Genomic DNA, 22,713 nt, shown 5'->3' on the forward strand with positions numbered 1-22,713 from the left:
AAAGATGGCTGATTGGTATGGTCTGACCCGGCAACTGTTTTTCCGTTTAAGTGGTGAAACATCCCATGAGCTGGGCCTGGATATGCTCGGCGCCGGTGAACGTCTGGGGTTATTACAGTATCTGGCGCCTCAGGTGGCTGGTCTGCCACGCACCGTTGCCGGCATTGAGTTTCCGAATCCGGTTGGTCTGGCTGCCGGACTGGATAAAAACGGCGACTATATCGATGCTTTTGCACGGTTAGGTTTTGGTTTTATCGAGATTGGTACCATCACGCCACGCCCCCAGCCGGGTAACCCGAAGCCACGCTTGTTCCGTATCCCTGAGCGACGCGCCATTATCAATCGTATGGGCTTTAACAACAAAGGGGTTGATCACCTGGTTGAACAGGTGAAAAAAGCGAAATACAACGGCGTGCTGGGAATCAATATTGGCAAAAACTTTGATACCCCGGTGGAAAATGCCACCGCCGATTACCTGATTTGTCTGGAAAAGGTGTATGAGCATGCGACCTACATCACGGTTAATATTTCTTCGCCGAACACACCGGGATTACGCACGCTGCAATACGGTGATGCGCTAAAAGAACTGCTGCAGCCGATTAAACAGCGTCAGCAGGAGCTGGCCGAAGAACACGGATATAAGCCGGTGTTTGTGAAAATTGCTCCGGATATGGACGAAGACGAAGTGGAGATGGTGGCCCAGACCCTGATCGACACGAACATTGACGGCGTGATTGCGACCAACACTACCTTGTCGCGGGACGGTGTTGAAGGGCTGAAACACGGTGATGAAGCCGGTGGTCTGAGTGGTGCTCCGGTTGAGGATCTGGCCACCGAAACGGTTGAGCGGCTGGTGAAAGCGCTGGACGGCAAGCTGCCGGTGATTGGTGTTGGCGGCATTCTGGATGGCAAAGGTGCCGTTGAAAAGATGGAAGCAGGCGCTGAGCTGGTACAGGTGTATTCCGGTTTTATCTACCGCGGCCCTGAGCTGGTGGGTGAATGTGTTGATGCCATCGCGGCGATGAACTGATAAAAAGCCCGGCGCAGTGGCCGGGCTTCACCTCCCGGGAGAGGAGGTATCGGTAAGCGGCGCTTAGCCGCAGGCTTTAGACAGCGATTTTATGAATCCCAGAAACGCCGGTGTATCCATCCCAGTGGTCAGCCCGGCCAGAACGCCAACCCGCCAGCCAGGCATCGCGTTGAGTTCCCATCGGGGCAAGATCTTTTGAACGGCGCTCGACACCTGCGCGGTAACCACGTGCAAAAGCTCTTTCTTGCATATCGCGTTTCTGTTTTTTCATACGTTGCGTCCTCGCATTGTTGGAAAAAAGCCCAGACAAATATGACTGGACGGTTACAGTTCTACCCTGTGTGAAGCAGGATGTTAATTAACGATTTTTTATAAGAGGCAGCAGGCTTGTTGCCAGAAACTATTTGACGAGGTGGGTGTTAACACCATGCAAAATGAGTCATCGGAACCTAAATTGCGCTGGTTAGCCGCGTGTCCCAAGGGGATTGAACCCCTGTTGGCGGCTGAAATCAGAGACTTAGGGGGGGAAGTTGAACGAGAAACCCACCTGGGGGTGTTATGGCAGGGCGACCTGCGCACCGCCTATCGTTTTTGTTTATGGACCCGGCTGGCCAGTCGGCTGTTGTTTCCTTTGCAGGAAAGTCAGGTAGACAATGTGGATCAGCTTTATCAGGTGGCGCGCGACGTAGACTGGCAAACCGTGTTCCCGGTGGGTGCGTCATTCCGCATCGACTTCCATGGCAAAACCGACTTTGTCCGTAACACCCAGTTTGGCGCTCAGAAGGTGAAAGATGGCATCGTCGATAACTTCCGCGAGGAGTTAGGTGCACGCCCGTCGGTGGCTAAAGATGGGGATGTGCGGATTGAAGCACAGCTGCGTAAAGGCAAGCTGGCGCTGTATTTCAACGTCAGTGGCGACAGCTTACACCGCCGTGGTTACCGTCTGCAGCCGGGCAAAGCGCCGTTAAAAGAAAATCTGGCGGCGGCGATTCTGATCCGTGCCGGCTGGCCGGAGATCCTTAAGCAGGGTGGCCACCTGGTTGATCCTATGTGTGGTTCCGGCACCTTATTGATTGAGGCCGGAATGATGGCGGCGGACATTGCTCCGGGACTGAACCGGCAACAATGGGGCTTTGAGCGCTGGCAACGGCATAACCGTAAACTCTGGCTGGAAGAGGTGGACAGTGCCCGTGAACGGCGCACGGCCGGGCTGGCAGCGATCAGCAACCGGCTGTACGGCTTTGATATTGATGCCGAACAGCTCAATGCCGCCAATAAAAACCTGGAACGCTCCGGATTAAAAAACTGCATTCATCTGGAACGCCGTGCGGTGGACAAGTTGCGCATCCAGAAAGAAACCGTCGAACAGGGCGGTCTGGTGGTGTGTAACCCGCCCTATGGCGAACGCCTGAGTGAGTTGCCGCAACTGGCGCCTTTATACCAGGACTTTAACGATGCCACCTTAAAGGTGGTGCCCAACTGGAAGCTGGCGGTGTTTACCGCCAATACCGATTTATCGAAAAGCATTCGCCGGCCGCTGGAAAAACAATACCGCTTTATGAACGGTAAAATTCAGACCCGGTTACTGGTGTTGGGTGAGGCGGATGAAAAATCGTCGGCACCCGCACCCAGCCGTATCCGTGGCCCGGTGGAAGCGTTTGCTAATCGCTTGAAGAAAAATTTAAAACCGCTGAATAAATGGGCGAAACGCGAGCAGATCAACGCCTATCGGCTGTACGATGCTGATATTCCGGAATACGCCGTGGCGGTGGATATCTATCACGATGCCAACACTGCGGCGCAGTGGCTGCATGTGCAGGAATATGTGCCACCCAAGTCCATCGATGAAGAAAAATCCGAACGGCGGCTGCTGGATGTCCTGGCGGCGTTACCGGAAGTCACCGGGGTGCCGGCGGAGCAGATTATTCTTAAGCGCCGTGAGCGCCAGAGCGGTAAGCGCCAGTACGAAAAACAGGACCGTGAAGCGAGCCGGTTTGAAGTGCTGGAAGGTCAGGCCAGGGTGCTGGTTAACCTGAAAGATTATCTCGATACCGGTTTGTTTCTCGACCACCGCCCAACCCGGCTGGATATTGCCAAACGCTGTGCGGCGCTGCCAAAAGGCGCACGTATGCTGAACCTGTTCTGTTATACCGCGGTGGGGTCACTGCATGCGGCGCTGGCCGGTGCCACAACCACCAGTGTGGACATGTCGCGCACCTATCTGAACTGGGGCAAAGACAATTTCAGAGCCAACAATCTGAACCTCAACGAGCATGAATTTATTCAGGCGGATTGTCTGCAATGGCTGAAAGAGGCGGCGCAGAGTGGTGCTCAGCAGTACGATCTGATCTTTATGGATCCGCCGACTTTCTCCAACTCCAAACGGATGGAAGGGGTGCTGGATGTACAGCGTGATCATGTGCAGCTGATTCGTGATGCGATGGCGTTATTAAATCCGGGTGGATTGTTAATTTTTTCCAACAACTACCGGAAGTTTGAGATCGATCAGGCGGCTCTAGCCGGGTTCGATATTGTTAATGTCAGCCATCAGTCGGTGCCGCAGGATTTTGCCCGCCGTAAAAACATTCATATGTGTTTTCATATCCGCGCGCAATAAGGGGTGTGTGCACCCGCCCGGTAAAGCGGAGCTGGTGCACAAATTTCTGATCCTGGCTTGGCGTCTGGCCATTGGCTTGTTATTTTTCTGTGCCTGTTAATGGTGAGGCTCGGCTGCGAGCCATGGCTGAAAAAACATGTCAGACCCGTCTTTGCAATCCATCCGCGATAAATTCGATACCGATAATGCCGAACATCTGGTGCTGATCGGGTATCCACTCAACGCCGGATTTTTGCAGGAACTGATTTTCTGGTCCTGTTTCCCCAACGACCCGGTATGCTGGATTACTTACCCTTATGTCAGCGTATTACGCGACGATATTCTGCTGCCTGAGTTGGTGGCGTTTGTGCAGTTTAATATCGAGCAACAGCAAGCGGATCTGGCGGATACCGCGCTGGCGATGTTTGCCGATGAGCGTGGCCAGTCATTCCGCCAGCAACTGTTGCAGGCATTACCACAAACGATCCGGCAGGCGTTGTCTGACAACGGAGAATAATCGATGAAATCTGTGTTATCGGCGTGTTGCACGCTGTTCAGTGCCGTCCTGCTGCTGGCGTTAACTGCCTGCAGCTCAGCGCCAACGGCGCCTGCGGCCAGTTATCGCGCACACTACAGCGAACCGGCCAAAGCAGTGCTCAGTGATAGCGCGGCGGCAAAACAACAATTATTTCTGCAGTATCAGCAATGGCAGGGGACTCCCCACCGTATGGGTGGCCTGACAGAGCAGGGGGTGGATTGCTCCGGTTTTGTTTACCGCACCTTTCAGGATCGCTTTGGTATCAGTCTGCCGCGCACCACCGCACGTCAGTCGCTGACCGGCGATGTCATAACGCGCGAGCAGTTACGCGCCGGCGATCTGGTGTTTTTTAAAACCGGCAGTAAATTACGCCACGTGGGTATTTATCTGGAAAACAGCCGCTTTATGCACGTCTCCAGTAAACGTGGTGTGATGATTTCCGGCCTCGACGATTATTACTGGAAAGACAAATTCTGGCACGCGCGGCGCATTGAAGCACGCTGAATCACGGAGTCGTTTTATGTCAACACTCAGGCTGGTGCCGCAACATAAAGGTGATGATGATGCCTGCGCTAATCTGCAGCAGGCTTCGGATGAGGACATTCAGCCACTGTTATGGCCGCTGCTGGAATGCCTGCAAGATATTAACTGGCCGATTGCTGCGCCGGTACTGGAGCGGCTGTTGCGCTATCGCGGTGATGACCTTGCCGAGCCGCTGTTCCAGATTCTGGGCGGCGATGATGAGGTGTGGAAATACTGGCTGCTGACCAATTTATTGCCGGATGTGCAGATCAGCGTCTGGCAAGCGCTGCGTTTTAAAATTCACGCCATGGTGCGCCAGCCAACCCCGGCTGAGTTGCAGGAAGAAGTTACTGAAGCCGCCGCCGAGTTGTTATCACACTGGAAAAATAAGTCATAATAGCGCTTCTGATGACAGTTTTAATGATAGTGTCCGGGAGACAATCATGGGATTTGTGGAAGGTTTACTGACCATTACGCTAGTGCATTTATTGGCAGCCGCCTCACCGGGACCGGATTTTGTGATGGTAACGCAACACAGCCACAGGCGGCAGAGGAAGCCAGGGTTTCCGGCACACGACTGATTTCCATGGGGTTTTTATGTTTGGTCATTGGGTAGACCGCCTGATGGGCGGCGTGATGCTGGTGTTTGGCATTAAATTGCTGGCTTCGCGGGTGCAGTAGTTTTTAAGGTGCAGTCGTTCTTTTCGGGGGCGCAATAGTCAGGTTCGCAGTGCGAATTCCCGGCGGTTGGCAATACGGATACGGCGATTCGGTCACATTCAGAACTTTTGATGAGTTACTCCGTTATTGAGAAGATGCATAATGTTTATCTTGTTAATAATAAAGAGTATCGGGTTTTATGGCTGAAGGGCGTCAGCAGGAACAGTTAAATGGATTAATGCGGGCGGCAACACCGCGCTGCTCGCGGCGGTTGCCGCGGATTCTGGTGATTATTGCATTATTGGCTGTGCTCAATATCGGCCTGGTGGGGCAACATTTTGTTGCCTGGGTGTCGTCGGCTTCCTTTGACCGCGATGAGTTTTATATGCCGGTTAAACTGGTGTGGGTGGCCGACCATGAAATGGGCTTTGCGACCTCAACCCGTGCAGGGCAGCGGACGTTAGCACCTGGACTGCATTTTTCTTATGAAGAAATTGTTGGTTTGTACGACGCCAGCGAAGGGCATGCCTCACTGGAACAACAGCCGGTCTGGGCACGGGATAAAGCGGGTCGGCGTTTTGCTTTACCACTGACGGCGAGTTACCGTCTGGCGCCGGAGCAGTTACCTCATGTGATGCCGTTTGCGGATATGGCGCGGGCGGTCAGGCTGGTGAGTGATATGGTACTGACGAAAACCCTGGCGCAGTATCAGCTGGATACGGATTTGCCACAGCAGCGTCAGGCTTTGTGTCAGCAGCTGAAACAACAGATGAGTGCGGCGTTATTGCGCAAAGGATATCAGCTGACGGAAGTGGTGTTTGGTCGCCTGCAGCCGCTGGATGCAGGGCAAGGGGCGGCGCTTGATGCCCCAGGCAGCTGCTGAACGCCATCATTCGTCATAGGTAGGGTGGGTAAGCGCAGCGCGACCCACCAACTGAAATAAATATCAAGCAGGAAAGTAACTGCTCACTCCTAGGTAATTTATTTGTTTGTCTTCCGCACAAATTGAATCGCCACCATCCACTGGTCCACCGGGTGGATGATGGCGCAGCAGGATCTATTGCTGCTGGGCGGCGGGTTTGTCGCCTGTAACCACGCTGACTGACGAAATCACAACGGCGTCCAGCGGCACATCGCGGGCGCCGGTTGCGGTGCTGGCGATGGTGTCAACAATCTCCATTCCTGACGTCACTTTACCGAACACGGCGTAACCAAAATCACGGAAACCGTGGTTCAGGAAGTCGTTATTTTTTACGTTGATAAAAAACTGGCTGGTCGCGCTGTCGACGGCCGAAGTACGTGCCATCGCGATGGTGCCGCGGTCATTTTTCAGGCCGTTATCCGCTTCGTTTTTAATCGCCGGTAACGTGGCTTTACGCACCATGTTTTCGTCAAAACCGCCACCCTGGATCATAAAGTTTTTAATCACACGGTGAAAAACCGTGCCGTTGTAATGGCCGGCTTCAACGTAGGCTAGGAAATTTTCAACACTGATTGGCGCTTTGCCACGATCCAGTTGCAGCTCGATATCACCACGGTTGGTTTTCATCAGCACAGTCACAACGGCTTCTGCGTTGCTGGCGGGGCTGGCTGCGGGTTGATCATCAGCCAGCAGAGGCTGACTGCTCAGGGCCAGCAGGGTGAACAGCAGGGTAGCCAGTGGTTGGGCGAACAAACGCATACATTTCTCCATCGGGAATTAACATCAGGCGCCAACGCTAATGTAACGCCAGCCATTTGTGAAGTTTTTCCGACCGCCTGTGTTGCTTTATGCCTGTGCCGTGTGGATTTGATATGATGGAGGCTGTGATTATCCGGGTTTCCGTTATGTTAAAGATTGGCAAGCTGACAGATTATGGTGTGGTGGTGCTCGACCAGCTTGCCCGTGCCGGGTCGGTGAAACAATCGGCGGACGAACTCAGTGACGCTACCGGTCTGCCGCTGGCCACAGTCCGTAAAGTGATGAAGGCGCTGGTGGACGCTGGTCTGGTGCTGGCACAGCGTGGTGCCCGTGGCGGTTACCGGCTGGCGCGGGCACCGGAACAGATCCGCGTACTGGATGTGGTGCAGGCGTTTGAAGGCCCGGTGGCGCTGACCGAATGCAGCGTCGATGATCATCAGTGTGATATCACCGCGCATTGTTCTCTCGCCAGCAACTGGGGCGGAATCAATCAGTTGCTGATGCAGGTGCTGGCGCGGGTGACGCTGGAGGATGTGCGTAACCCGGCGCTGCAGGACCGTTTGTATCGCGACCTGATCGATCAGTCCGCCCGTATTCAGCTGGTTAATCTCTGATACCCGCCTGTTATCCCGGTCGTGCGACGCCATGTCGCTGTCATCAGACTGGCATATTTGATCGTTAAGCTACCTGACCGGCTGTTCGCCGACTGTATTCTGACCAGGGACTGAGATCTTGTATGACCCGTTTTCACCATCTGTTAATCACTGTTTTATTCATTTTTCCCACCTTGTGCAGTGCTGCGGCGTTACCGCTGCAGGGTGCGGGTATTTATCAGCGCCTGCAAAATGACGTGTATCTGGCGCGGGTATATCACACCAGTGGGGAACCACAACACTGGTTGCAGGCGGCGCAACCGTTACGGCTGGAAATTCAGTTGCTGGCAGAAGATTGGTCGCAGCGGCGTTTTTACCGTCTCTGGAATGAGGGGCTGGCGATTAATCTGAGTGAGCAGCAGTTGCAGCAACACCTGACGGATATCAGTCGTTTCAGCCGTGCGCCGCGTGGGGAGCTGTTGCAGGGGGATGTGCTGGTGATCAGTAATGAAACGGGCAATACCCTTGTCAGCCTTAACCAGCAGCCGTTGCTGACGCTGGATAATCCGGATTTTGTGCGTTTGTTATTAGCCACCTGGATTGGCAAGTTCCCGCAGTCGCCGGGGCTGCGCAATGATTTATTGGCCGCCGACGTCAGCCAGCGGGAACAATTGTTAGCGCGTTACCCACAACCGATTGTTAATCCCGGGCGGCAGCAACAGATCCGTGACTGGTTTCAGCTGCCTGCTGAAGCGTCGTTGCCTGCTGTGGCACAAAGTACTGTTGCAGCCCCCGTTGTTGCCAGGTCCGTTGTTACAGAGCCAGAGCCTGCTGTTACCAAGCCTGTCGTTGCTGCACTGACCAGCAGCGTGAACAAAACACAACAGGCGCGCCAGGCTGACAAAATCCGTCAGCAGCAACAGCGCCAGGCCCGTTTGCAGGCAGAAGCCGAGCGGCTGCAGCAACAGCAAGCTGAGCAGGAAGCTCTGGAAGCACGACGCATTCAGGCGCAGGCGCGTTATTACCGCCAGTTGCTGCGCCAGGCGAACAGTCAGGTGCAATACCCGCAGCGCGCTATGCGTCGTCGTCAGCAGGGGACGGTGCGGGTCAGTCTGGCACTGACGCCGTCCGGCGAGCTGGTTTCCAGTGTGGTCAGCGAAAGCTCGGATATTCAGCTACTCGACCGTGCCGCTCTGGCGGCGGCTCAGCGTGCGCAACCGTACCCGGCACTGCCGGATATTCTGGCAGCGGATGGTCCGCTGGAGTTTGATATTCCGTTTAAATTTGTGCTGGTTAACTGAGCTGCCATAGCGGATGACAGACAAATGGCGTCAGCTTATGACCAAAAGTGGCGACTGAATCACAAATGTTCATTAAATAACTGATCGTTAACAGGGGTGGCGTATTTGGTCGTTGCTAACAGAATTCACAAAAACGCATGATTGTGTCATCGGTCGTAATGTTATAGAGGTGTTGATCATGACCGGATTAAAATCCTTGTTTGCTGCTGCCAGTCTGTTACTGGCAATGTCTGCCAACGCCGCCGACCTGAAAGGTATCGGCATGTTTGAGACGCTGGACAAACCCTGGTTTGCCACCGCGCTGTATGTGCAGGATAACTACGGCGAGCAACAAACAGAACAGGATGCCTCACAGGGAAGCGACAGTGCATCAGCCATTCCGGAGCGTCTGGAATTCAAGGTGGTGGAAGATAAAATCAGTCAGCGTCGTTTCCGCCAGTTGTGGCTCGATGTGCTGGCGGTGGTGCAGGATCAGCGACTGTTGCAGAGCGGTGATATGGATGAGTTTCTCGGAGCGGTTAAGGGTTCGCTGAAACAAAACGATCACCTGGTGCTGAAACAGGAAGACGATTATGTTTCCCTGACGATCAACTACCACGAACACGCCCGTTTATCGCGCGATTTTCTCGCTTCGCTGGTTGATGTGTTAATCGCACGTATTGCGCCGATCCCTGAACTGAAGCATGGCCTGATGGGTACCTTACCGCGGGATGAATTACGCGGCATTCAGCGGGCTTTCGATAAAGGTGAGCCGAGCCTGCACCGTATTTCGCAAACCAGCCGCTGGTTGCGTATCAAAGATGTTGAGGTGTCACAACGTCTGGCATCTTCTGAGCCGTCGGTATAAATCCGCGGCTCGCCTTCTGTTATACTGCGCCGTCTTTTAACCTGACGACCGCTGTAGCGCTGACATCAACCGCTGTAGCGCGCTATTGAGTGGCAGTGATGAGCGCAGATTCTCCTTCTTTTACTTCCGGTTACCTCGATCGCTTTGGCGGTATCGGCCGCTTGTATGGCCAGCAGGGGTTGCAACGATTATTACAGGCACACGTGTGTGTGGTGGGTATTGGTGGTGTCGGTTCCTGGGCCGCTGAAGCGCTGGCGCGTTCCGGTATCGGAGAGATCACGCTGATCGATATGGACGATATCTGTGTCACCAACAGCAATCGTCAGATTCATGCGTTGCAGAATACGGTGGGGCAACTGAAAACCGATGCCGTGGCCGAGCGTCTGAAGGCCATTAATCCCGACATTGTGGTACACAATAAAATGGCGTTTGTGACTGCCGCGAATCAGCATGAGCTGATCCATGAGCAGCTGGATTATGTGGTCGACTGCATCGACAGTGTGAAAAATAAAGCGGCGTTAATCGCGCATTGTAAGCGCCGTAAAATCCGTATTGTTACCACCGGCGCCGCCGGCGGACAAATGGACCCGAGTCAGATTCAGATCGGTGATCTGAATAAAACCTTCAATGATCCGCTGGCGCGTAAAGTGCGTTCATTATTGCGGCGGGAATATAATTTCTCGCGTAATCCCTCGCGTAATTATTCCGTTCCTTGTGTGTTTTCGACCGAGCAGTTGTCCTACCCGCAGGCGGATGGCAGTGTGTGTCAGACCAAGTCGTTTGCACAAGGCAGTACCCGGCTGGATTGTGCCTCTGGTTTTGGCGCGGCGACTATGGTCACCGGCACCTTTGGTTTTGTTGCGGCTGCCCGGGTGGTGGAACGCATCGCCCGGGATGCCGGCAAAAAGAGCTGAAGTTTATAAAGCGGCGACGTCGGCCGGTTAATTGTCGTGCTCGTTACGGGATTTCAGTTGTTTGATCAGGGATTCCGGCAAGGCATTAATCTGCAGGCGATTATTAACGCCATCAAAAATAATATCACCGTCCAGTAACGCGGCAGAAAAACTCAGGCTGATGTCTTTGTTTTTACCACTGAAGCGAATAAAACTTTTCAGTTTTTTGCGGTCAGGAATCAGTTCCGTTTTTATGGCTTCGGCCACCTGTTCGGTAGGGGCACCTTGTTCCGCCAGCTGCTCCGGTGTTAAGGCCGGTTTGTCCGCCTGACGTTGTTTTTTCTTTTCAATAATATAATGCGAAAAATCTTCGCCCCGGGGAGACTGAGGTTTGGATTCCATCTGGGATTCGACGTAATCGGCCAGGTCGGTAAAGTCCACCGGTTCGCCACGCTTATCCTGCTCAATGCAATAATCCACCACTCTGGCTTTATATTCATGGCTTTGTTCCGCCGGCAGGTTCTGGCTGAATTCATCGACAATCTGCAAAAATTCTTCGGTTTCTGCCGCTGTGTCCAGAGTGTCAGTAAAGCCGATAAATTCGGCAAACTGATTCTGTAACGGTTTATCCGCCCGGCCATAACTGAAGGTCAGGTATTTTGCTTCTTCCTGTACCAGCCAGTCGGTGAGGTTGAGCAGGGCACCAAAGCCGGTATTGGAGAAATCGATGTAATGGGTTTCCGTTAAGGTCATGTCGGCATTAATGGAAACGCTGGTTTTACGGCGCAGGTGATACATATACAGCCGGTCGCTGTCGGCCAGCTCTTCATAAAAAAAAGCCAGATAACCGTCGATGGCCAGCTCGCTGTTGTCCAGGCTGTTGGCAAAATACTGGCTGATGCGCCGCGTTAAGGACAAAAAGTTCTGGCGTTCACCTTTCCAGTCCTGAATCTGAGCGCGCACCAGAGTGACTTCCGGATGGAAAGCACCATAACGCTTGCCGCTGCGCTGGGTCAGAATGGCTTTTAACTGGCTGGCAGCCTGGGCATAGAAGCGCTCACTTTGTTCATCGCTGAGGTCCGCTTCCTGTTCACTGCATTGCAGTGTGGCAGCCGGTTCATTGCTTTCTTTATGGATGTGGTGGGTAACAAAGTGGCGAATGCTCATATCCGTTTTCCTGCGCTGGTGAAATAACGAGGGTGGTGACCCTCAGTGGCCGTCGAACTCACAGATGGCGTAGACATCGAAACCGGCCTGGCGCAGTTTATCACCCCCTTTCAGATCCGGCAGGTCTATAATGGCGGCGGTTTCCACCACTTCGGCGCCGAGTTTGCGCACCAGCTCACAGGCGGCCAGCATGGTGCCACCGGTGGCGATCAGATCATCCATCACCAGTACCCGGTCACCGGCCTTGAAAGCATCGGTGTGCAGTTCAATGGTGGCGCTGCCGTATTCCAGATCGTACTCCTGGGTGACGGTGGCAAACGGCAGTTTGCCTTTTTTACGCACCGGTACCAGGCTCAGCCCCAGTTCGTAAGCCAAAGGGGCGCCGAGAATAAAACCGCGGGCATCAATGGCGGCAATGGCATCCAGTTGCATGCCCTGATAACGATGAACAAAACTGTCGATCAGCTTACGGAATACCTGAGCATCCTGCAGCAGTGGCATGATGTCACGAAACATCACACCGGCTTCCGGCCAGTCCGGCACGGTACGAATAGCGTCTTTAATATCCTGGCTGTAACGGCTCATAAAGGCTCCGGGGGGCAGACAAAGCGGCGTATTCTAACTGACCATCTGCCTGTCGTCTGCCTGCAATTCTGTAACAAGTGCTGCCAAAGTGGTCAGGTTTTTAGTATCAGTACTTGGTCGCAGCCACGGCTTGCGTATAATCGGCGCCTTTCTAACGCCTTAAACGCCTCTAAAAGAGTACCCGAGATGCTTGAGAAACTGTTTCAGCTCAATCGCTTTGGCACCCGTGTCAAAACTGAAATCCTGGCCGGAGTGACAACTTACCTCACCATGGCTTACATCATATTTGTGAATCCGGCGATGCTGGCGGATGCCGGTATGGACCATGGTGCGGTGTTTGTCGCTACCTGTGTCGCCGCTGCGATTGGCTGTTTTATTATGGGGTTGTGGGCCAATTTGCCGGTGGCGCTGGCGCCGGGTATGGGGCTGAACGCCTTTTTTACCTATGGCGTGGTGCTGGGCATGGGTTACAGCTGGCAGACGGCGCTGGGTGCAGTGTTTTTTTCCGGCCTGATTTTTATTGCGCTGAGTTTGTTTCAGGTGCGGGAGTGGATTATTAATGCCATTCCGGTGACGCTGAAAAAAGCCATTGCTGCTGGTATTGGTGCCTTTCTGGCGTTAATTGCGCTGAAAAATGCCGGCATTGTTGTGGATCATCCGGCCACTCTGGTCAGCCTGGGGGATCTGGGTGAGTTTGGTCCGGGCATGGCGCTGGTGGGCTTTTTTCTGATCATTGCATTGGTGCAGCGTCAGGTTCCCGGTGCTGTAATGCTGTCGATTTTCAGCGTTACTGTGATTGGTTTGTTAGCGGGTCAGATCGATTACACCGGTGTGGTGTCGGCACCGCCGTCACTGGCACCCACGCTGATGCAGCTGGATATCGCCGCGGCCTTTGATGTCGCTATGCTGAGTGTGATTTTTGCGTTTCTGTTTGTCGATCTGTTTGATACTTCCGGTACGCTGATTGCGGTGACACAACGAGCCGGACTGGCGGAAAAAGATGGCAAGGTGCCGCGTCTGGGTCGTGCCTTACTGGCCGACAGCTCGGCGACGGTTGCCGGTGCCGCGTTGGGGACTTCCACCACCACCAGCTATATTGAGTCGGCCGCGGGTGTGGCAGCCGGTGGCCGCACCGGTTTAACCGCTGTGACGGTGGGGGTGTTGTTTTTATTGAGTATTTTCCTGGCACCGCTGGCGGGCATGATTCCGGACTACGCCACAGCCGGAGCGATTTTTTATGTCTCAGTGCTGATGATGTTCACTCTGAAAGAAGTCGAATGGGAAGACCTGACAGAAGCGGCTCCGGTTGCGGTGGTGCTGCTGATGACCCCACTGACGTTTTCTATCGCCCATGGTGTGACGCTGGGTTTTATCACCTATGCCGGTGCCAAGTTGCTGGGTGGCAAAGCTCATGAGCTGAACGCCAGTGTGCTGATTATTGCGGCACTGTTGCTGGCCAAACTGATATTTGTTGGCTGATCGTCGTTTTCTGAGGTCATCGCCGCTGATACCCCTGACGGGAATGCCCGTCAGAGGTTTTTTATGCTTGTTCACACGGTTTACGCGTAATACAGTGCGGGTATGAAATGGATAACTTTATTAATAGTCTTTAGTGTGATGGTGGCCTTTGGAGTCTGGTATGAAAACGATGACAGCGTTTCGATCAACGCCTATATCAACTGATGGCCGGGTATAAGATGGTTCGCCTGATGGCCTGGCTGGCGTTGTGGCTGCATTTGCTGGCGGTTGTGGTACTGGGCGCTCTGATTGCGATGAGCAGCGATGGTAATGCGGTGATGGGCTGGCTGTTATTTATCGGCGTTGATTTTCCGGTCAGCCTGGGTCTGGTCGGGCTGAGTTATCTGATTGATGGCACTGCCTGGCTCAGCCCGCTGGATGCCAGTGGCCAATATTCGATCTGGCGCGATATTAATAATTTCTGGTTGCCCGCCTTATACAACGGCCTGGTCGGCAGTGTCTGGTGGTATTGGCTGGTGCGGTTATCGGGAAATCTGTTGCTGCGTTGTCTGCACTATTGGAAAAATCGTCAATCCTGATCAGACCCGGGTGTTGTCTGCCACGGTTTATGACGTTTATAGCCCTGTCCTGTTAGTGCGGCGCAACATATAATCAGCCTTATCAATATTACTTCGAAAGGATTCGAACCTATGATGACTGCCAGCATGTTTGGCGAATTGCTGAATACCTTCTGGTGGATGTTTCCCGTTCCTTTGGTGATTACCATTATGACCACGCCCTGGTTCCGTGATGTCAGCCTGCGACTGCTGGCGAAACTCTCCGGGCAAACCCGGGACGTGGTTGCTGATAACAAACAAGAAAAAGGCGGCTGTTAGGCCGCTCAGACTGCTGACAAAGTCCAGCAGCCTCTTTCATTGCAGGTGAAATCCCCACTAGTAACTCAAAATAAGCAGAGTTTTACCTTGGTATCTCCACCCAAAGGGGTGGAGATGTAAGTTTAGGAACTATTTCCCCACCCTTCGGGTGGGGAAATTAGCAGGATTTAAATAATAGGGGTTTTTCATCAAGCTGGGCGGCTGTTAGGCCGCTGCTTCTGCTCAGACGTTAAACTTCTGTACGATGTCCTGTAATTCATTGCCCAGGGTTGCCAGCTCCTGACTGGCCAGTGCCGCCTGACCCGCCTGTTCACCACAAATGGTCGCCAGATCATTAATCCGGACAACATTGCGGTTAATTTCTTCCGATGCCAGACCCTGTTCCTTCGATGCCGTCGCGACCTGGACGTTCATGTCGTTAATGCTGGAGATATTGGCGTAAATGGAATCGAGGATTTCCGCCGATTCACTGACCCGTTCAATACCGGTTTGAGCACGCTCGCGCGAGCGGTTGACGGTTTCCACCACATCCTGAGTGCCACGCTGAAAACGTTCGATATTATCGCGGATGGATTCGGTTGATTCCTGTGTGCGGCTTGCCAGGGTGCGTACTTCGTCGGCGACCACGGCAAACCCGCGCCCCTGTTCTCCGGCGCGGGCGGCTTCAATGGCGGCGTTCAGTGCCAACAGGTTGGTCTGTTCGGCAATGGCACTAATGGTTGCCAGAATTTCGCCAATGCTTTCGCTGTTCTTCTGCAGTTCGCCGATGGCCTGTGTGGCACCGTGAATTTCTTCGTTAACCCGTTCTATTTCGTTGCGGGCGGTATCGGTTACGTCTTTGCCCTGGCCAATCTGTTGGCTGATTTCAGTCACCGCACTGGCGGCGTTGCCGGCGTTATCGGCAATGCTGCTGATGGTGCTGGTCATCTGGTTGATGGCCACCATGGCCTGTTCAATTTCCTGCTGTTGTTGCTGGCTGGCGTCACCGACCTCGCGGGTAATACTGGACATTTCTTCTGAGGCCTGGGCCACCTGAATTGAGCCGCCCTGGACCTGGTTTACGGTTGCACGCAGTGTGGCAATCAGTTTGTCGAACGACGCCGACAATACGCCGACTTCATCATGGGTGGTATGGCCGACCTGGCGGGTCAGGTCGAGGTCGTCAGCAATTCGGGCAATTTCGCCGGTAATGATTTCTACCGGGCGGTAAATTGCGCGTGACACAAACACCATCAGCAGCGAAATCACTGTAAAAATCACCACAATTAACGCAGTCAGGGTTGTGTATACCTGTTGCCGCAGAGCGTCGGTTTGTTGTTCCAGAGAATCCTTGAGGGCCAGCAGTTCTTCGTCGGTGGCATGAATGGCCTGGCGTAAGTCACCCGACAGCCCAGCAGTTTTTTCCAGACCAATGGTTTTTTCTTTATTAGTCAGTGCCAGAAAATCACGCTGGTACTGGCTCAGTTTCTGTAAAATCTGTGGCTCGTCCGACAGGTACAGGGTGGCGAGCGCGGTTTTAAAACGGTCGATATTGGCATTAAATTTATCGATGTATTTCGGATCACGGCGTAACATAAAATCTTTCTCGTTACGGCGTAACATCAACATGTGGTACAGCAGTTCATAGGCACCGACATCGTTGGCCAGTTGTTCAATGTCGTGCACTGAGCTGCGCAATGCGCCGTACAGGCCACTTTTCGGATCCAGTCCGATTTCCGTCTGAGTGGTGGCCAGTGTTAAGAAACTTGTCTGATAGGCGTTGACCAGCGATTTCAGTGACTTGATGTGGGAGTCGTCCAGCCCGGCGTTTTTCAGGTTGCTTGCCGTCGACTGTGCCAGCTGGTCGAACGTCGCTTTAGCGCTACTGAATTTTTCCAGATAACGAGGGTCTTTGCGGGACAGAAAGTCCTTTTCGTGTTTTCGCAGCTCAAGGATTTGGGTTTCGATGGTCGCTCGCTGCTGCTGTATCTGATTCAGATTATCGATATTGCCAAAGCCGCTGATACTGACCAGGGTGATCAGTAACAGGCCAATGATGACCAATAGCAGGATAATCAGGTGTTTGTATTTAATGCTGAGGTTCTGAAACCAGGCCATAGTGAGCTGCTCTTAAAGGTACGGTTGTCTTTAAGGCTAGTAAAAAAAACAGCGATTGCCCGGAATTGACCCGGAATCCGGGCTGGCGAAACGGATACGATCTGTATAATGTATGTATAACTAATTTACGAGCCGAGGGCACTGATGAAATCACTTAAACAACCGCTGGTTTTGTGGCTGCTGTTGCCATTGTTGCTGATAACGACAAGGCCGCTGCAGGCCGGGGAAGATTGTCCGGCGCTGTTCCGCCACACCATGAAACAGCTGCACAGCAGCCAGATGCTGAATTTGTGCGAGGTAACTGCTGGCCAGCCGGTGTTGTTGGTGAATACCGCCAGCCATTGTGGGTTTACTGACCAGTTTGCTGACCTGGAAGCCATTCATCAGAAATACAAAGACAGCGGCCTGGTGGTACTGGGCGTGTCGTCTGATTCGTTCGATCAGGAAGATGAAGACGAAGGCAAGGCGGCAGAAATCTGTTTTAAAAACTTTGGTGTGACCTTCACCATGTTGTCGACGGTGGCGGTCCGGGGTGAGGATGCTCATCCGCTGTTTCAGGAAATCGCCCGGCAAGACACCGCACCAAAATGGAATTTTTACAAATACCTGATTGATCCGGCGGGTAAGGTGGTGAGTTCGAATTCCAGTTTTACCTTGCCGGACGATGACGATATCGAAGCCTTACTGGCGACTGCCCGCTGATACCGGCGGCAGCTACTCCGTTGCCGGCAGTAATATCAGCTGTCGGCAGCAGCATCATCAGCAACAACAAAGGCCTCGGCAAATTCAACCGGCATACGCGCCGGCTTGCCGCGGCTGAGGCGAATGCACACCCATTGGGTCTGGCCGCGCACCAGAGTGACACCGTCGCTGGCTCGTTTCAGTTCGTAGGCCCGGGTCATGGTCAGCTTTTTATCGTTTTGTTCTATCCAGGTGGCGGCAATGATGTCGTCGCCTTTGAGTGCCGGTACCTGGTAATCAATTTCAGTACGGCGTGCCACCCAGGCGTAATCCAGCTGTTGCCAGCGACTGAACGGTAGTCCTGCTGCCTCGCAATGTGACCAGGCGACATTTTCCATCCATTTCGGGTATTCACAGTTATTGGCGTGGCCCAGGACATCGATGTGTTTGTCTTCCACGCTGAAACGAATGGTGTGGGCCGGGGTCTTGTGCCACTGATAGTGCATGATAACTCCTGAATACCGGGCGATAGTGCGCTCAGAGCATGGCTGGCTGGTCAGGTGAGTGCAAGCAAAACACTGTTAACGGAGAGCATATTAATAGCCAGGCACCCGGCAGCACTGCTTCGCTGGCGACCTTATGGTAGTCTGCGCCGCTGTATTATGCTTTCCGGGCTGGCTTATGACGTTTGAATTTTCGCAACTGGATTCCCGCCTGCAGCAGGCGTTAACCGGGCTGCAGCATCAACAACCAACGCCGATTCAACAGCAGGCGATTCCGGCGGTACTGAGTGGTGCCGATGTGATGGCCGGGGCACAAACCGGTACCGGTAAAACCGCGGCGTTTGCTTTGCCGCTGTTGCAGCGTTTGTTGTCGGCTGACGCGATACAGGCCGCTGCGCCATTATTGCGGGTGCTGATATTAACCCCCACCCGTGAGCTGGCCCAGCAGGTTTATAACAATGTGTGCCAATACGCGGCCTTTACCGATCTTCGTATTGAGCTGGCTTATGGTGGTGTCAGTCTTAATCCGCAGCTGCAGGCATTGCAGCAGGGCTGCGATATTCTGGTGGCGACCCCGGGCAGATTACTGGATCTGATGTTTAAGCGAGCAATTGATCCTTCGTCCCTGCAGGCGTTGGTACTGGATGAAGCCGACCGGATGCTGGATATGGGGTTCAGCGACGAGCTGAAAAAAATTCTGCAGCGCTTGCCGCAACAACGTCAGACGTTGTTGTTTTCGGCTACTTTTGGCAGCGATATTTTTGCCCTCAGCAAACGGTTATTAAACGAGCCTGTACTGGTGGAGGTTGATGCCCGTAACAGCGCAGCCAGCACGGTTGAGCAACATGTTTATGTGGTCGACAGCGAGCGTAAACGTGAGCTGGTGTCGTATTTGATCGGCAGTAAAAACTGGCATCAGGTGCTGGTGTTTGTCAAAACCAAACAGGGAGCCGACGCCCTGGCGGGTGAAATGTGCAAAGACGGCCTGGTAACCAAAGCCATTCATGGCGATAAATCTCAGGGCGCGCGGGAGCGGGTGTTAGAGGAGTTCCGCAACGGTGAAACCCGGGTCCTGGTGGCCACGGATGTGGCGGCGCGCGGTATTGATATTGCCAGTCTGAATACCGTGATTAACTACGATTTACCCTATATTGCCGAAGATTATATTCATCGCATCGGCAGAACCGGTCGTGCCGGTCAGCACGGCCAGGCGATCACACTGATGAGCCTGGGGGAAGAATATTTACTGGAAGAAATTGAAGCGATCCTCGACCAGCGCCTGCCGCAACAGTGGTTGCCCGGTTTTGAACCGGATCTGACCCGGGAAATTCCGCAGCAACGGAAAAACAGCCGCAGCGCACAGAAGCGCCGTGCCAAACAGCGGGCGCATGGCAAAACGGCAGGAAACCGGCGGCGCTGACAGGTTTTGTTGGCTGGCGCCCAAGCCGGTATACTCCCCGGCTTTTTGTCGTTTTCTGCGGAGTAATTATGTCCCTGGCTCGCCGTTTTCAGGCCGTGATCGATCAACTGGCCGGAGGCAATAAAAAACAATTCGCCGCCATGACCGGTAAATCCGCCTCTCATATTTATAAAATCTGTCGTGGCAGCAGCCGGCCGTCGATGGCGTATCTGCAAGCCTTGTTTGATGACTACCGGGTTGATCTGAGCTGGTTATTAACCGGAGAAAGTAACGACGGTGGCAATCCGGCAGGGCGGTTAAATCCGGCTGATCAGGTGCTGGCGCCGATGTTTGACGTGAAAGCCAGTGCCGGTGCCGGTGCGCTGAGCGACGCCGAAGCGATTGACGATTATTTCACCTTTAATAAATCCTTTTTGTCGCGCCAGCTGGGCGTCAGTGGTGAACAGCTGGTGTTTGTTACGGTGGATGGCGACAGTATGGAGCCGACCTTGCACCATGGTGATCAGGTGCTGGTGGATATGACGCAGCGCAGCGTGCGCAATAATGCTGTGTATCTGTTAAATACCGAGCACGGATTATTAACCAAAAGGCTGCAGCAACAGGCCGGCGTATTACAGATTCACAGTGATAATCCGCACTTCAGCAGCTGGCAGCTGGATCTCAGTGAGCAGCAGGAGAATCCGGTATTAGGACGGATTGTCTGGTCGGCACGCACCTTGTAGGACGACTGGCGATGCTGAAATATATCAACCATTATCCACCCCATTTAACCGACCCGGTGCGTCAGCTGCTTGAACGTGGTGAACTGGGGCGGGTGTTGCAGCAGCGTTATCCGCAGCGGCATTCGGTGCGCAGTAATAAAGCGTTATACGATTACACCATGGCGCTGAAAAACCGCTTTCTGCGCAAATCGGCCCCTCTGAATAAAGTGGAATTCAGCGATAAAGCACCGGCTTATAATGCGCTGGGACTGCATAAACGTATTTCCCGGGCCCATGGCGGGAAATTAGTGGCCAGAAAGGAAATTCATATCGACCAGCGTTTCCGCGATGTGCCGGAAGCCTTTTTGCGGATGATTGTGGTGCATGAGCTGGCGCACCTGAAAGAAATGCAACATAACAAAGCGTTTTATAATCTGTGTTGTCATATGGAGCCGGACTATCATCAGCTGGAATTTGATTTACGCGTCTGGCTGACCTGGCTTGATGCTTCAGCGTCAGAATAAAGTAACCAGCGCCAGAATAACCGGCGCGTTGCGGGTTTACGCCTGACCGCTGGTGCCCGGTCAGGCGTACTGACTCAGGGCAGCGCCAGCGCCTGGCGGATATTTTTCCAGGACACCAGTTTAAAATTCTGCTGCTCTGCCGGCATTAAATTACGACCGTCCTGTACCACCAATAACCCTTCGGGGTAGTGTTCATTCAGGCGGGCGGACGTGACTGCCAGGCCATCGGTTTCTGACGCGCCATCAATGACCGGGCTGACGGCGGTGTTCATGGCAACACGAAAGTGCCCGCGATAGGCGTGCGGCGGCTGGCTGTCGAATAATACGTAACTGTCATTGCCCTGACTGGAGACCACCAGGTAGCTGTGATCATCGTCCTGATAAATATCCATCCCTTCGATATCGGCGTGTAAATGATTGATGGCCTGATCGGTCAGTGACTGAATCCGTTGTAATTCTGAGTCCGGCCGACTCAGGTCCAGCGTCCAGATAGCCCGGTTTTCTTCACCCAGAAATAAACGCTGTTGGCGATCATCACTGACACATCCTTCCGGCTGGCTGGCAACTGAAAATTCACGCACTCGCTGGCCGCTCCAGCCGGTCTCGGAATCAATAATCTGATACTGCTCAAAACGTCCGTCTTCGTCGTTAATAAAAACAAACACTTCCTGATTGCGCCCGCGCCCCATACATAAACCATAAACCTCATCCAGCGTGGTGCTGATTTCTCCGGCAGCGGAAACGACACCGCTGGCCGGATCAATGTGGTACAGGGCAATGGTGTTATTGTCACGCTGACTGGCCGTGGCGATATCCGCCGGCGCCTGCTGGTAGCTAAAGCCCTGGCGTACATCGACATTATTCACCCGGCCCGAAACCAGGGTTTGTAATGTCTGGCCGGCCAGGTTGTAGACGTGTAAACCGTATTGTTTATTGGTGGCTAAAATGCGGCTTTTTTCCGCTTGCTGCGGATGTAACCAGATGGCCGGATCGTCTGCTGCATCGCCCGGGGTGGTGACCGGTTCGGTTTCGCCGCTGGCGGCAACGCTGATAATACGCGGGTCTGCCGCGGCATCGGCCTGTTGTTCGATACTGGCGGCTAACAATTCGCCATTCGCATCGTTTAACACCAATAAGCGGTTCTGATTTTGCTGTTGCGCTGACGATGGTTGCGCCGATACCGACAGGGTATCAATCTCCACTGCCTGGTCAGAGTCAGCTGAGAGTAACTGATAGCTGCGCAGTGGTTGCTGAATATCGGCTAATGGCACACTGTGTAACCGATTGGTGCCGGCTTCGGCCAGCCACAATAGGTTATTGCTGATCGCCAGCGGGCCGGAATTTTTCTGTAACCGTCCGTAGGGCGCCACCAGGGCAACCGGGCTGCGTACCACTTCACTTTCTGCCCGGGCGTTATAGGCCCAGACACCGATATTTTCTTCCGCCACGTAAAGCGTGTCACTCTGGTCATGGCTGACACAATATTTAGTATTCGGTGGTGCCGAAAACTGGCGGATGTTGGTCAGCTGCAGCTGATTGTTTTCCAGCCTGATTAATAGTTGATGTGCCTTGTGATCTTCATCAAAAATAAACGCTTGCAGATTACCTGGCTGATACAAACACAGGGTTTCTACCGCAAACGGTAATGGCGAAGAAAAATAGGATTGGCGGTTGCTATGATCGACGATAACTAAGCGGTTGTGCTCATCCAGGGTGGCGATCAGCTCGCCGCGCCGATCGATAAACTCGCTGTTAATCGCCAGTGGGGTATCGCCCAGTTGTAATTGCTCACCGACCAGAATCCGTTGCTGCTGCAGATACAATCCGCCGTTTGCCTGAGCGGAGACCCGGCGGGTGCTGACCGGAGTTATTACAGAGGTTTCAGTATGGGTTGCAACTGAGCGACTGTGCCCATGGCTGTCTGCCGGACTGGTCTGACAACCAGTTAATAACAGTGGCAGAGATAAACCGGCTGCCAGAGCCGCGTGTTTTAATATCATCATAAAAAATTTTACTGTCT

The 22,713-nt window shown here is 53.5% G+C and carries 24 protein-coding genes; 17 read left to right on the forward strand and 7 right to left on the reverse strand.

Going from position 1 to position 22,713, the window contains the following annotated elements; translation table 11 throughout:
• The first annotated feature begins 4 nt into the window (after positions 1-4).
• The gene (locus tag ACFOMG_RS06060) at positions 5-1,030 is read left to right on the forward strand and encodes a quinone-dependent dihydroorotate dehydrogenase (protein WP_376865421.1); all 1,026 of its coding nucleotides are present in this window, start codon (positions 5-7) and stop codon (positions 1,028-1,030) included.
• A 76-nt stretch (positions 1,031-1,106) separates the two neighbouring features.
• Here ACFOMG_RS06060 and rmf read toward each other — a convergent pair whose 3' ends face one another.
• The gene (gene rmf / locus ACFOMG_RS06065; RefSeq protein WP_376865422.1) at positions 1,107-1,301 is read right to left on the reverse strand and encodes a ribosome modulation factor; all 195 of its coding nucleotides are present in this window, start codon (positions 1,299-1,301) and stop codon (positions 1,107-1,109) included.
• 183 nt (positions 1,302-1,484) lie between these two features.
• On the opposite strand from rmf, the gene rlmKL reads away from it, so the two are divergent.
• The 5 genes from rlmKL to ACFOMG_RS06090 all read left to right on the forward strand — a co-directional run bounded on the left by rlmKL (position 1,485) and on the right by ACFOMG_RS06090 (position 6,229).
• On the forward strand, positions 1,485-3,647 hold the full coding sequence (gene rlmKL / locus ACFOMG_RS06070; RefSeq protein WP_376865424.1) for a bifunctional 23S rRNA (guanine(2069)-N(7))-methyltransferase RlmK/23S rRNA (guanine(2445)-N(2))-methyltransferase RlmL: 2,163 nt from the start codon (positions 1,485-1,487) through the stop codon (positions 3,645-3,647).
• 136 nt (positions 3,648-3,783) lie between these two features.
• Positions 3,784-4,143: a hypothetical protein gene (locus tag ACFOMG_RS06075; RefSeq protein ID WP_376865425.1), complete on the forward strand. Its 360-nt coding sequence runs from the start codon at positions 3,784-3,786 to the stop codon at positions 4,141-4,143.
• A gap of 3 nt (positions 4,144-4,146) precedes the next feature.
• On the forward strand, positions 4,147-4,668 hold the full coding sequence (locus ACFOMG_RS06080) for an NlpC/P60 family protein (RefSeq protein ID WP_376865426.1): 522 nt from the start codon (positions 4,147-4,149) through the stop codon (positions 4,666-4,668).
• Positions 4,669-4,684: 16 nt separating this feature from the next.
• Positions 4,685-5,083 (forward strand): DUF5071 domain-containing protein, encoded by a 399-nt coding sequence (locus ACFOMG_RS06085; RefSeq protein ID WP_376865427.1) that lies wholly within the window; start codon positions 4,685-4,687, stop codon positions 5,081-5,083.
• Between the two features lie 462 nt (positions 5,084-5,545).
• Positions 5,546-6,229 carry an SPFH domain-containing protein gene (locus ACFOMG_RS06090; RefSeq protein WP_376865428.1) on the forward strand — a complete coding sequence of 228 codons (684 nt, stop codon included), beginning with the start codon at positions 5,546-5,548 and terminating at the stop codon, positions 6,227-6,229.
• 174 nt (positions 6,230-6,403) lie between these two features.
• On the opposite strand, the gene ACFOMG_RS06095 is transcribed toward ACFOMG_RS06090, so the two are convergent.
• Positions 6,404-7,027: a peptidylprolyl isomerase gene (locus tag ACFOMG_RS06095; protein ID WP_449237025.1), complete on the reverse strand. Its 624-nt coding sequence runs from the start codon at positions 7,025-7,027 to the stop codon at positions 6,404-6,406.
• Between the two features lie 113 nt (positions 7,028-7,140).
• Between ACFOMG_RS06095 and ACFOMG_RS06100 the strand changes: the two genes are divergently transcribed.
• From ACFOMG_RS06100 to tcdA, 4 genes are all read left to right on the forward strand, one after another.
• On the forward strand, positions 7,141-7,641 hold the full coding sequence (locus tag ACFOMG_RS06100) for an SUF system Fe-S cluster assembly regulator (protein WP_376865429.1): 501 nt from the start codon (positions 7,141-7,143) through the stop codon (positions 7,639-7,641).
• 122 nt (positions 7,642-7,763) lie between these two features.
• A complete protein-coding gene (locus ACFOMG_RS06105) occupies positions 7,764-8,921 on the forward strand; it encodes a TonB family protein (protein WP_376865430.1) in 1,158 nt (385 codons plus the stop codon).
• Positions 8,922-9,099: 178 nt separating this feature from the next.
• Positions 9,100-9,768 carry a hypothetical protein gene (locus ACFOMG_RS06110; RefSeq protein ID WP_376865431.1) on the forward strand — a complete coding sequence of 223 codons (669 nt, stop codon included), beginning with the start codon at positions 9,100-9,102 and terminating at the stop codon, positions 9,766-9,768.
• 98 nt (positions 9,769-9,866) lie between these two features.
• Positions 9,867-10,682, forward strand: a complete 816-nt coding sequence (gene tcdA, locus ACFOMG_RS06115; protein WP_376865432.1) for a tRNA cyclic N6-threonylcarbamoyladenosine(37) synthase TcdA — start codon at positions 9,867-9,869, stop codon at positions 10,680-10,682.
• Between the two features lie 27 nt (positions 10,683-10,709).
• Here the strand turns inward: tcdA and ACFOMG_RS06120 are convergent, their stop codons facing one another.
• A complete protein-coding gene (locus ACFOMG_RS06120; RefSeq protein ID WP_376865434.1) occupies positions 10,710-11,828 on the reverse strand; it encodes a nucleoid-associated protein in 1,119 nt (372 codons plus the stop codon).
• A gap of 42 nt (positions 11,829-11,870) precedes the next feature.
• Positions 11,871-12,413 (reverse strand): adenine phosphoribosyltransferase, encoded by a 543-nt coding sequence (locus ACFOMG_RS06125; RefSeq protein WP_376865435.1) that lies wholly within the window; start codon positions 12,411-12,413, stop codon positions 11,871-11,873.
• A 186-nt stretch (positions 12,414-12,599) separates the two neighbouring features.
• On the opposite strand from ACFOMG_RS06125, the gene ACFOMG_RS06130 reads away from it, so the two are divergent.
• The 3 genes from ACFOMG_RS06130 (at position 12,600) to ACFOMG_RS06140 (ending at position 14,767) form a co-directional block, all read left to right on the forward strand.
• A complete protein-coding gene (locus ACFOMG_RS06130) occupies positions 12,600-13,892 on the forward strand; it encodes an NCS2 family permease (protein ID WP_376865436.1) in 1,293 nt (430 codons plus the stop codon).
• Between the two features lie 218 nt (positions 13,893-14,110).
• A complete protein-coding gene (locus ACFOMG_RS06135; protein WP_376865437.1) occupies positions 14,111-14,470 on the forward strand; it encodes a hypothetical protein in 360 nt (119 codons plus the stop codon).
• 111 nt (positions 14,471-14,581) lie between these two features.
• The gene (locus tag ACFOMG_RS06140) at positions 14,582-14,767 is read left to right on the forward strand and encodes a hypothetical protein (protein ID WP_376865438.1); all 186 of its coding nucleotides are present in this window, start codon (positions 14,582-14,584) and stop codon (positions 14,765-14,767) included.
• Positions 14,768-14,989: 222 nt separating this feature from the next.
• On the opposite strand, the gene ACFOMG_RS06145 is transcribed toward ACFOMG_RS06140, so the two are convergent.
• On the reverse strand, positions 14,990-16,864 hold the full coding sequence (locus ACFOMG_RS06145; protein ID WP_376865440.1) for a methyl-accepting chemotaxis protein: 1,875 nt from the start codon (positions 16,862-16,864) through the stop codon (positions 14,990-14,992).
• A 144-nt stretch (positions 16,865-17,008) separates the two neighbouring features.
• Here ACFOMG_RS06145 and ACFOMG_RS06150 point away from each other — a divergent pair, with 144 nt between their 5' ends.
• On the forward strand, positions 17,009-17,566 hold the full coding sequence (locus tag ACFOMG_RS06150; RefSeq protein WP_376865442.1) for a glutathione peroxidase: 558 nt from the start codon (positions 17,009-17,011) through the stop codon (positions 17,564-17,566).
• Between the two features lie 35 nt (positions 17,567-17,601).
• Here ACFOMG_RS06150 and ACFOMG_RS06155 read toward each other — a convergent pair whose 3' ends face one another.
• Positions 17,602-18,051, reverse strand: coding sequence for an acyl-CoA thioesterase (locus ACFOMG_RS06155; RefSeq protein WP_376865443.1), 450 nt, complete (start codon positions 18,049-18,051; stop codon positions 17,602-17,604).
• Positions 18,052-18,226: 175 nt separating this feature from the next.
• Here ACFOMG_RS06155 and ACFOMG_RS06160 point away from each other — a divergent pair, with 175 nt between their 5' ends.
• The 3 genes from ACFOMG_RS06160 to ACFOMG_RS06170 all read left to right on the forward strand — a co-directional run bounded on the left by ACFOMG_RS06160 (position 18,227) and on the right by ACFOMG_RS06170 (position 20,693).
• Positions 18,227-19,468, forward strand: a complete 1,242-nt coding sequence (locus tag ACFOMG_RS06160; protein ID WP_376865444.1) for a DEAD/DEAH box helicase — start codon at positions 18,227-18,229, stop codon at positions 19,466-19,468.
• 68 nt (positions 19,469-19,536) lie between these two features.
• Entirely contained in the window at positions 19,537-20,190 is a 654-nt protein-coding gene (locus ACFOMG_RS06165; RefSeq protein ID WP_376865445.1) for a S24 family peptidase, read from the forward strand.
• A gap of 11 nt (positions 20,191-20,201) precedes the next feature.
• The gene (locus ACFOMG_RS06170; RefSeq protein ID WP_376865447.1) at positions 20,202-20,693 is read left to right on the forward strand and encodes a M48 metallopeptidase family protein; all 492 of its coding nucleotides are present in this window, start codon (positions 20,202-20,204) and stop codon (positions 20,691-20,693) included.
• A gap of 74 nt (positions 20,694-20,767) precedes the next feature.
• Here ACFOMG_RS06170 and ACFOMG_RS06175 read toward each other — a convergent pair whose 3' ends face one another.
• Positions 20,768-22,696 carry a phytase gene (locus ACFOMG_RS06175; RefSeq protein ID WP_376865448.1) on the reverse strand — a complete coding sequence of 643 codons (1,929 nt, stop codon included), beginning with the start codon at positions 22,694-22,696 and terminating at the stop codon, positions 20,768-20,770.
• Between the last annotated feature and the right edge of the window lie 17 nt (positions 22,697-22,713).

Origin of the sequence: Bacterioplanoides pacificum (assembly GCF_042648445.1) — a bacterium.
In the GTDB taxonomy this organism is placed as follows: domain Bacteria; phylum Pseudomonadota; class Gammaproteobacteria; order Pseudomonadales; family Oceanobacteraceae; genus Bacterioplanoides; species Bacterioplanoides pacificum.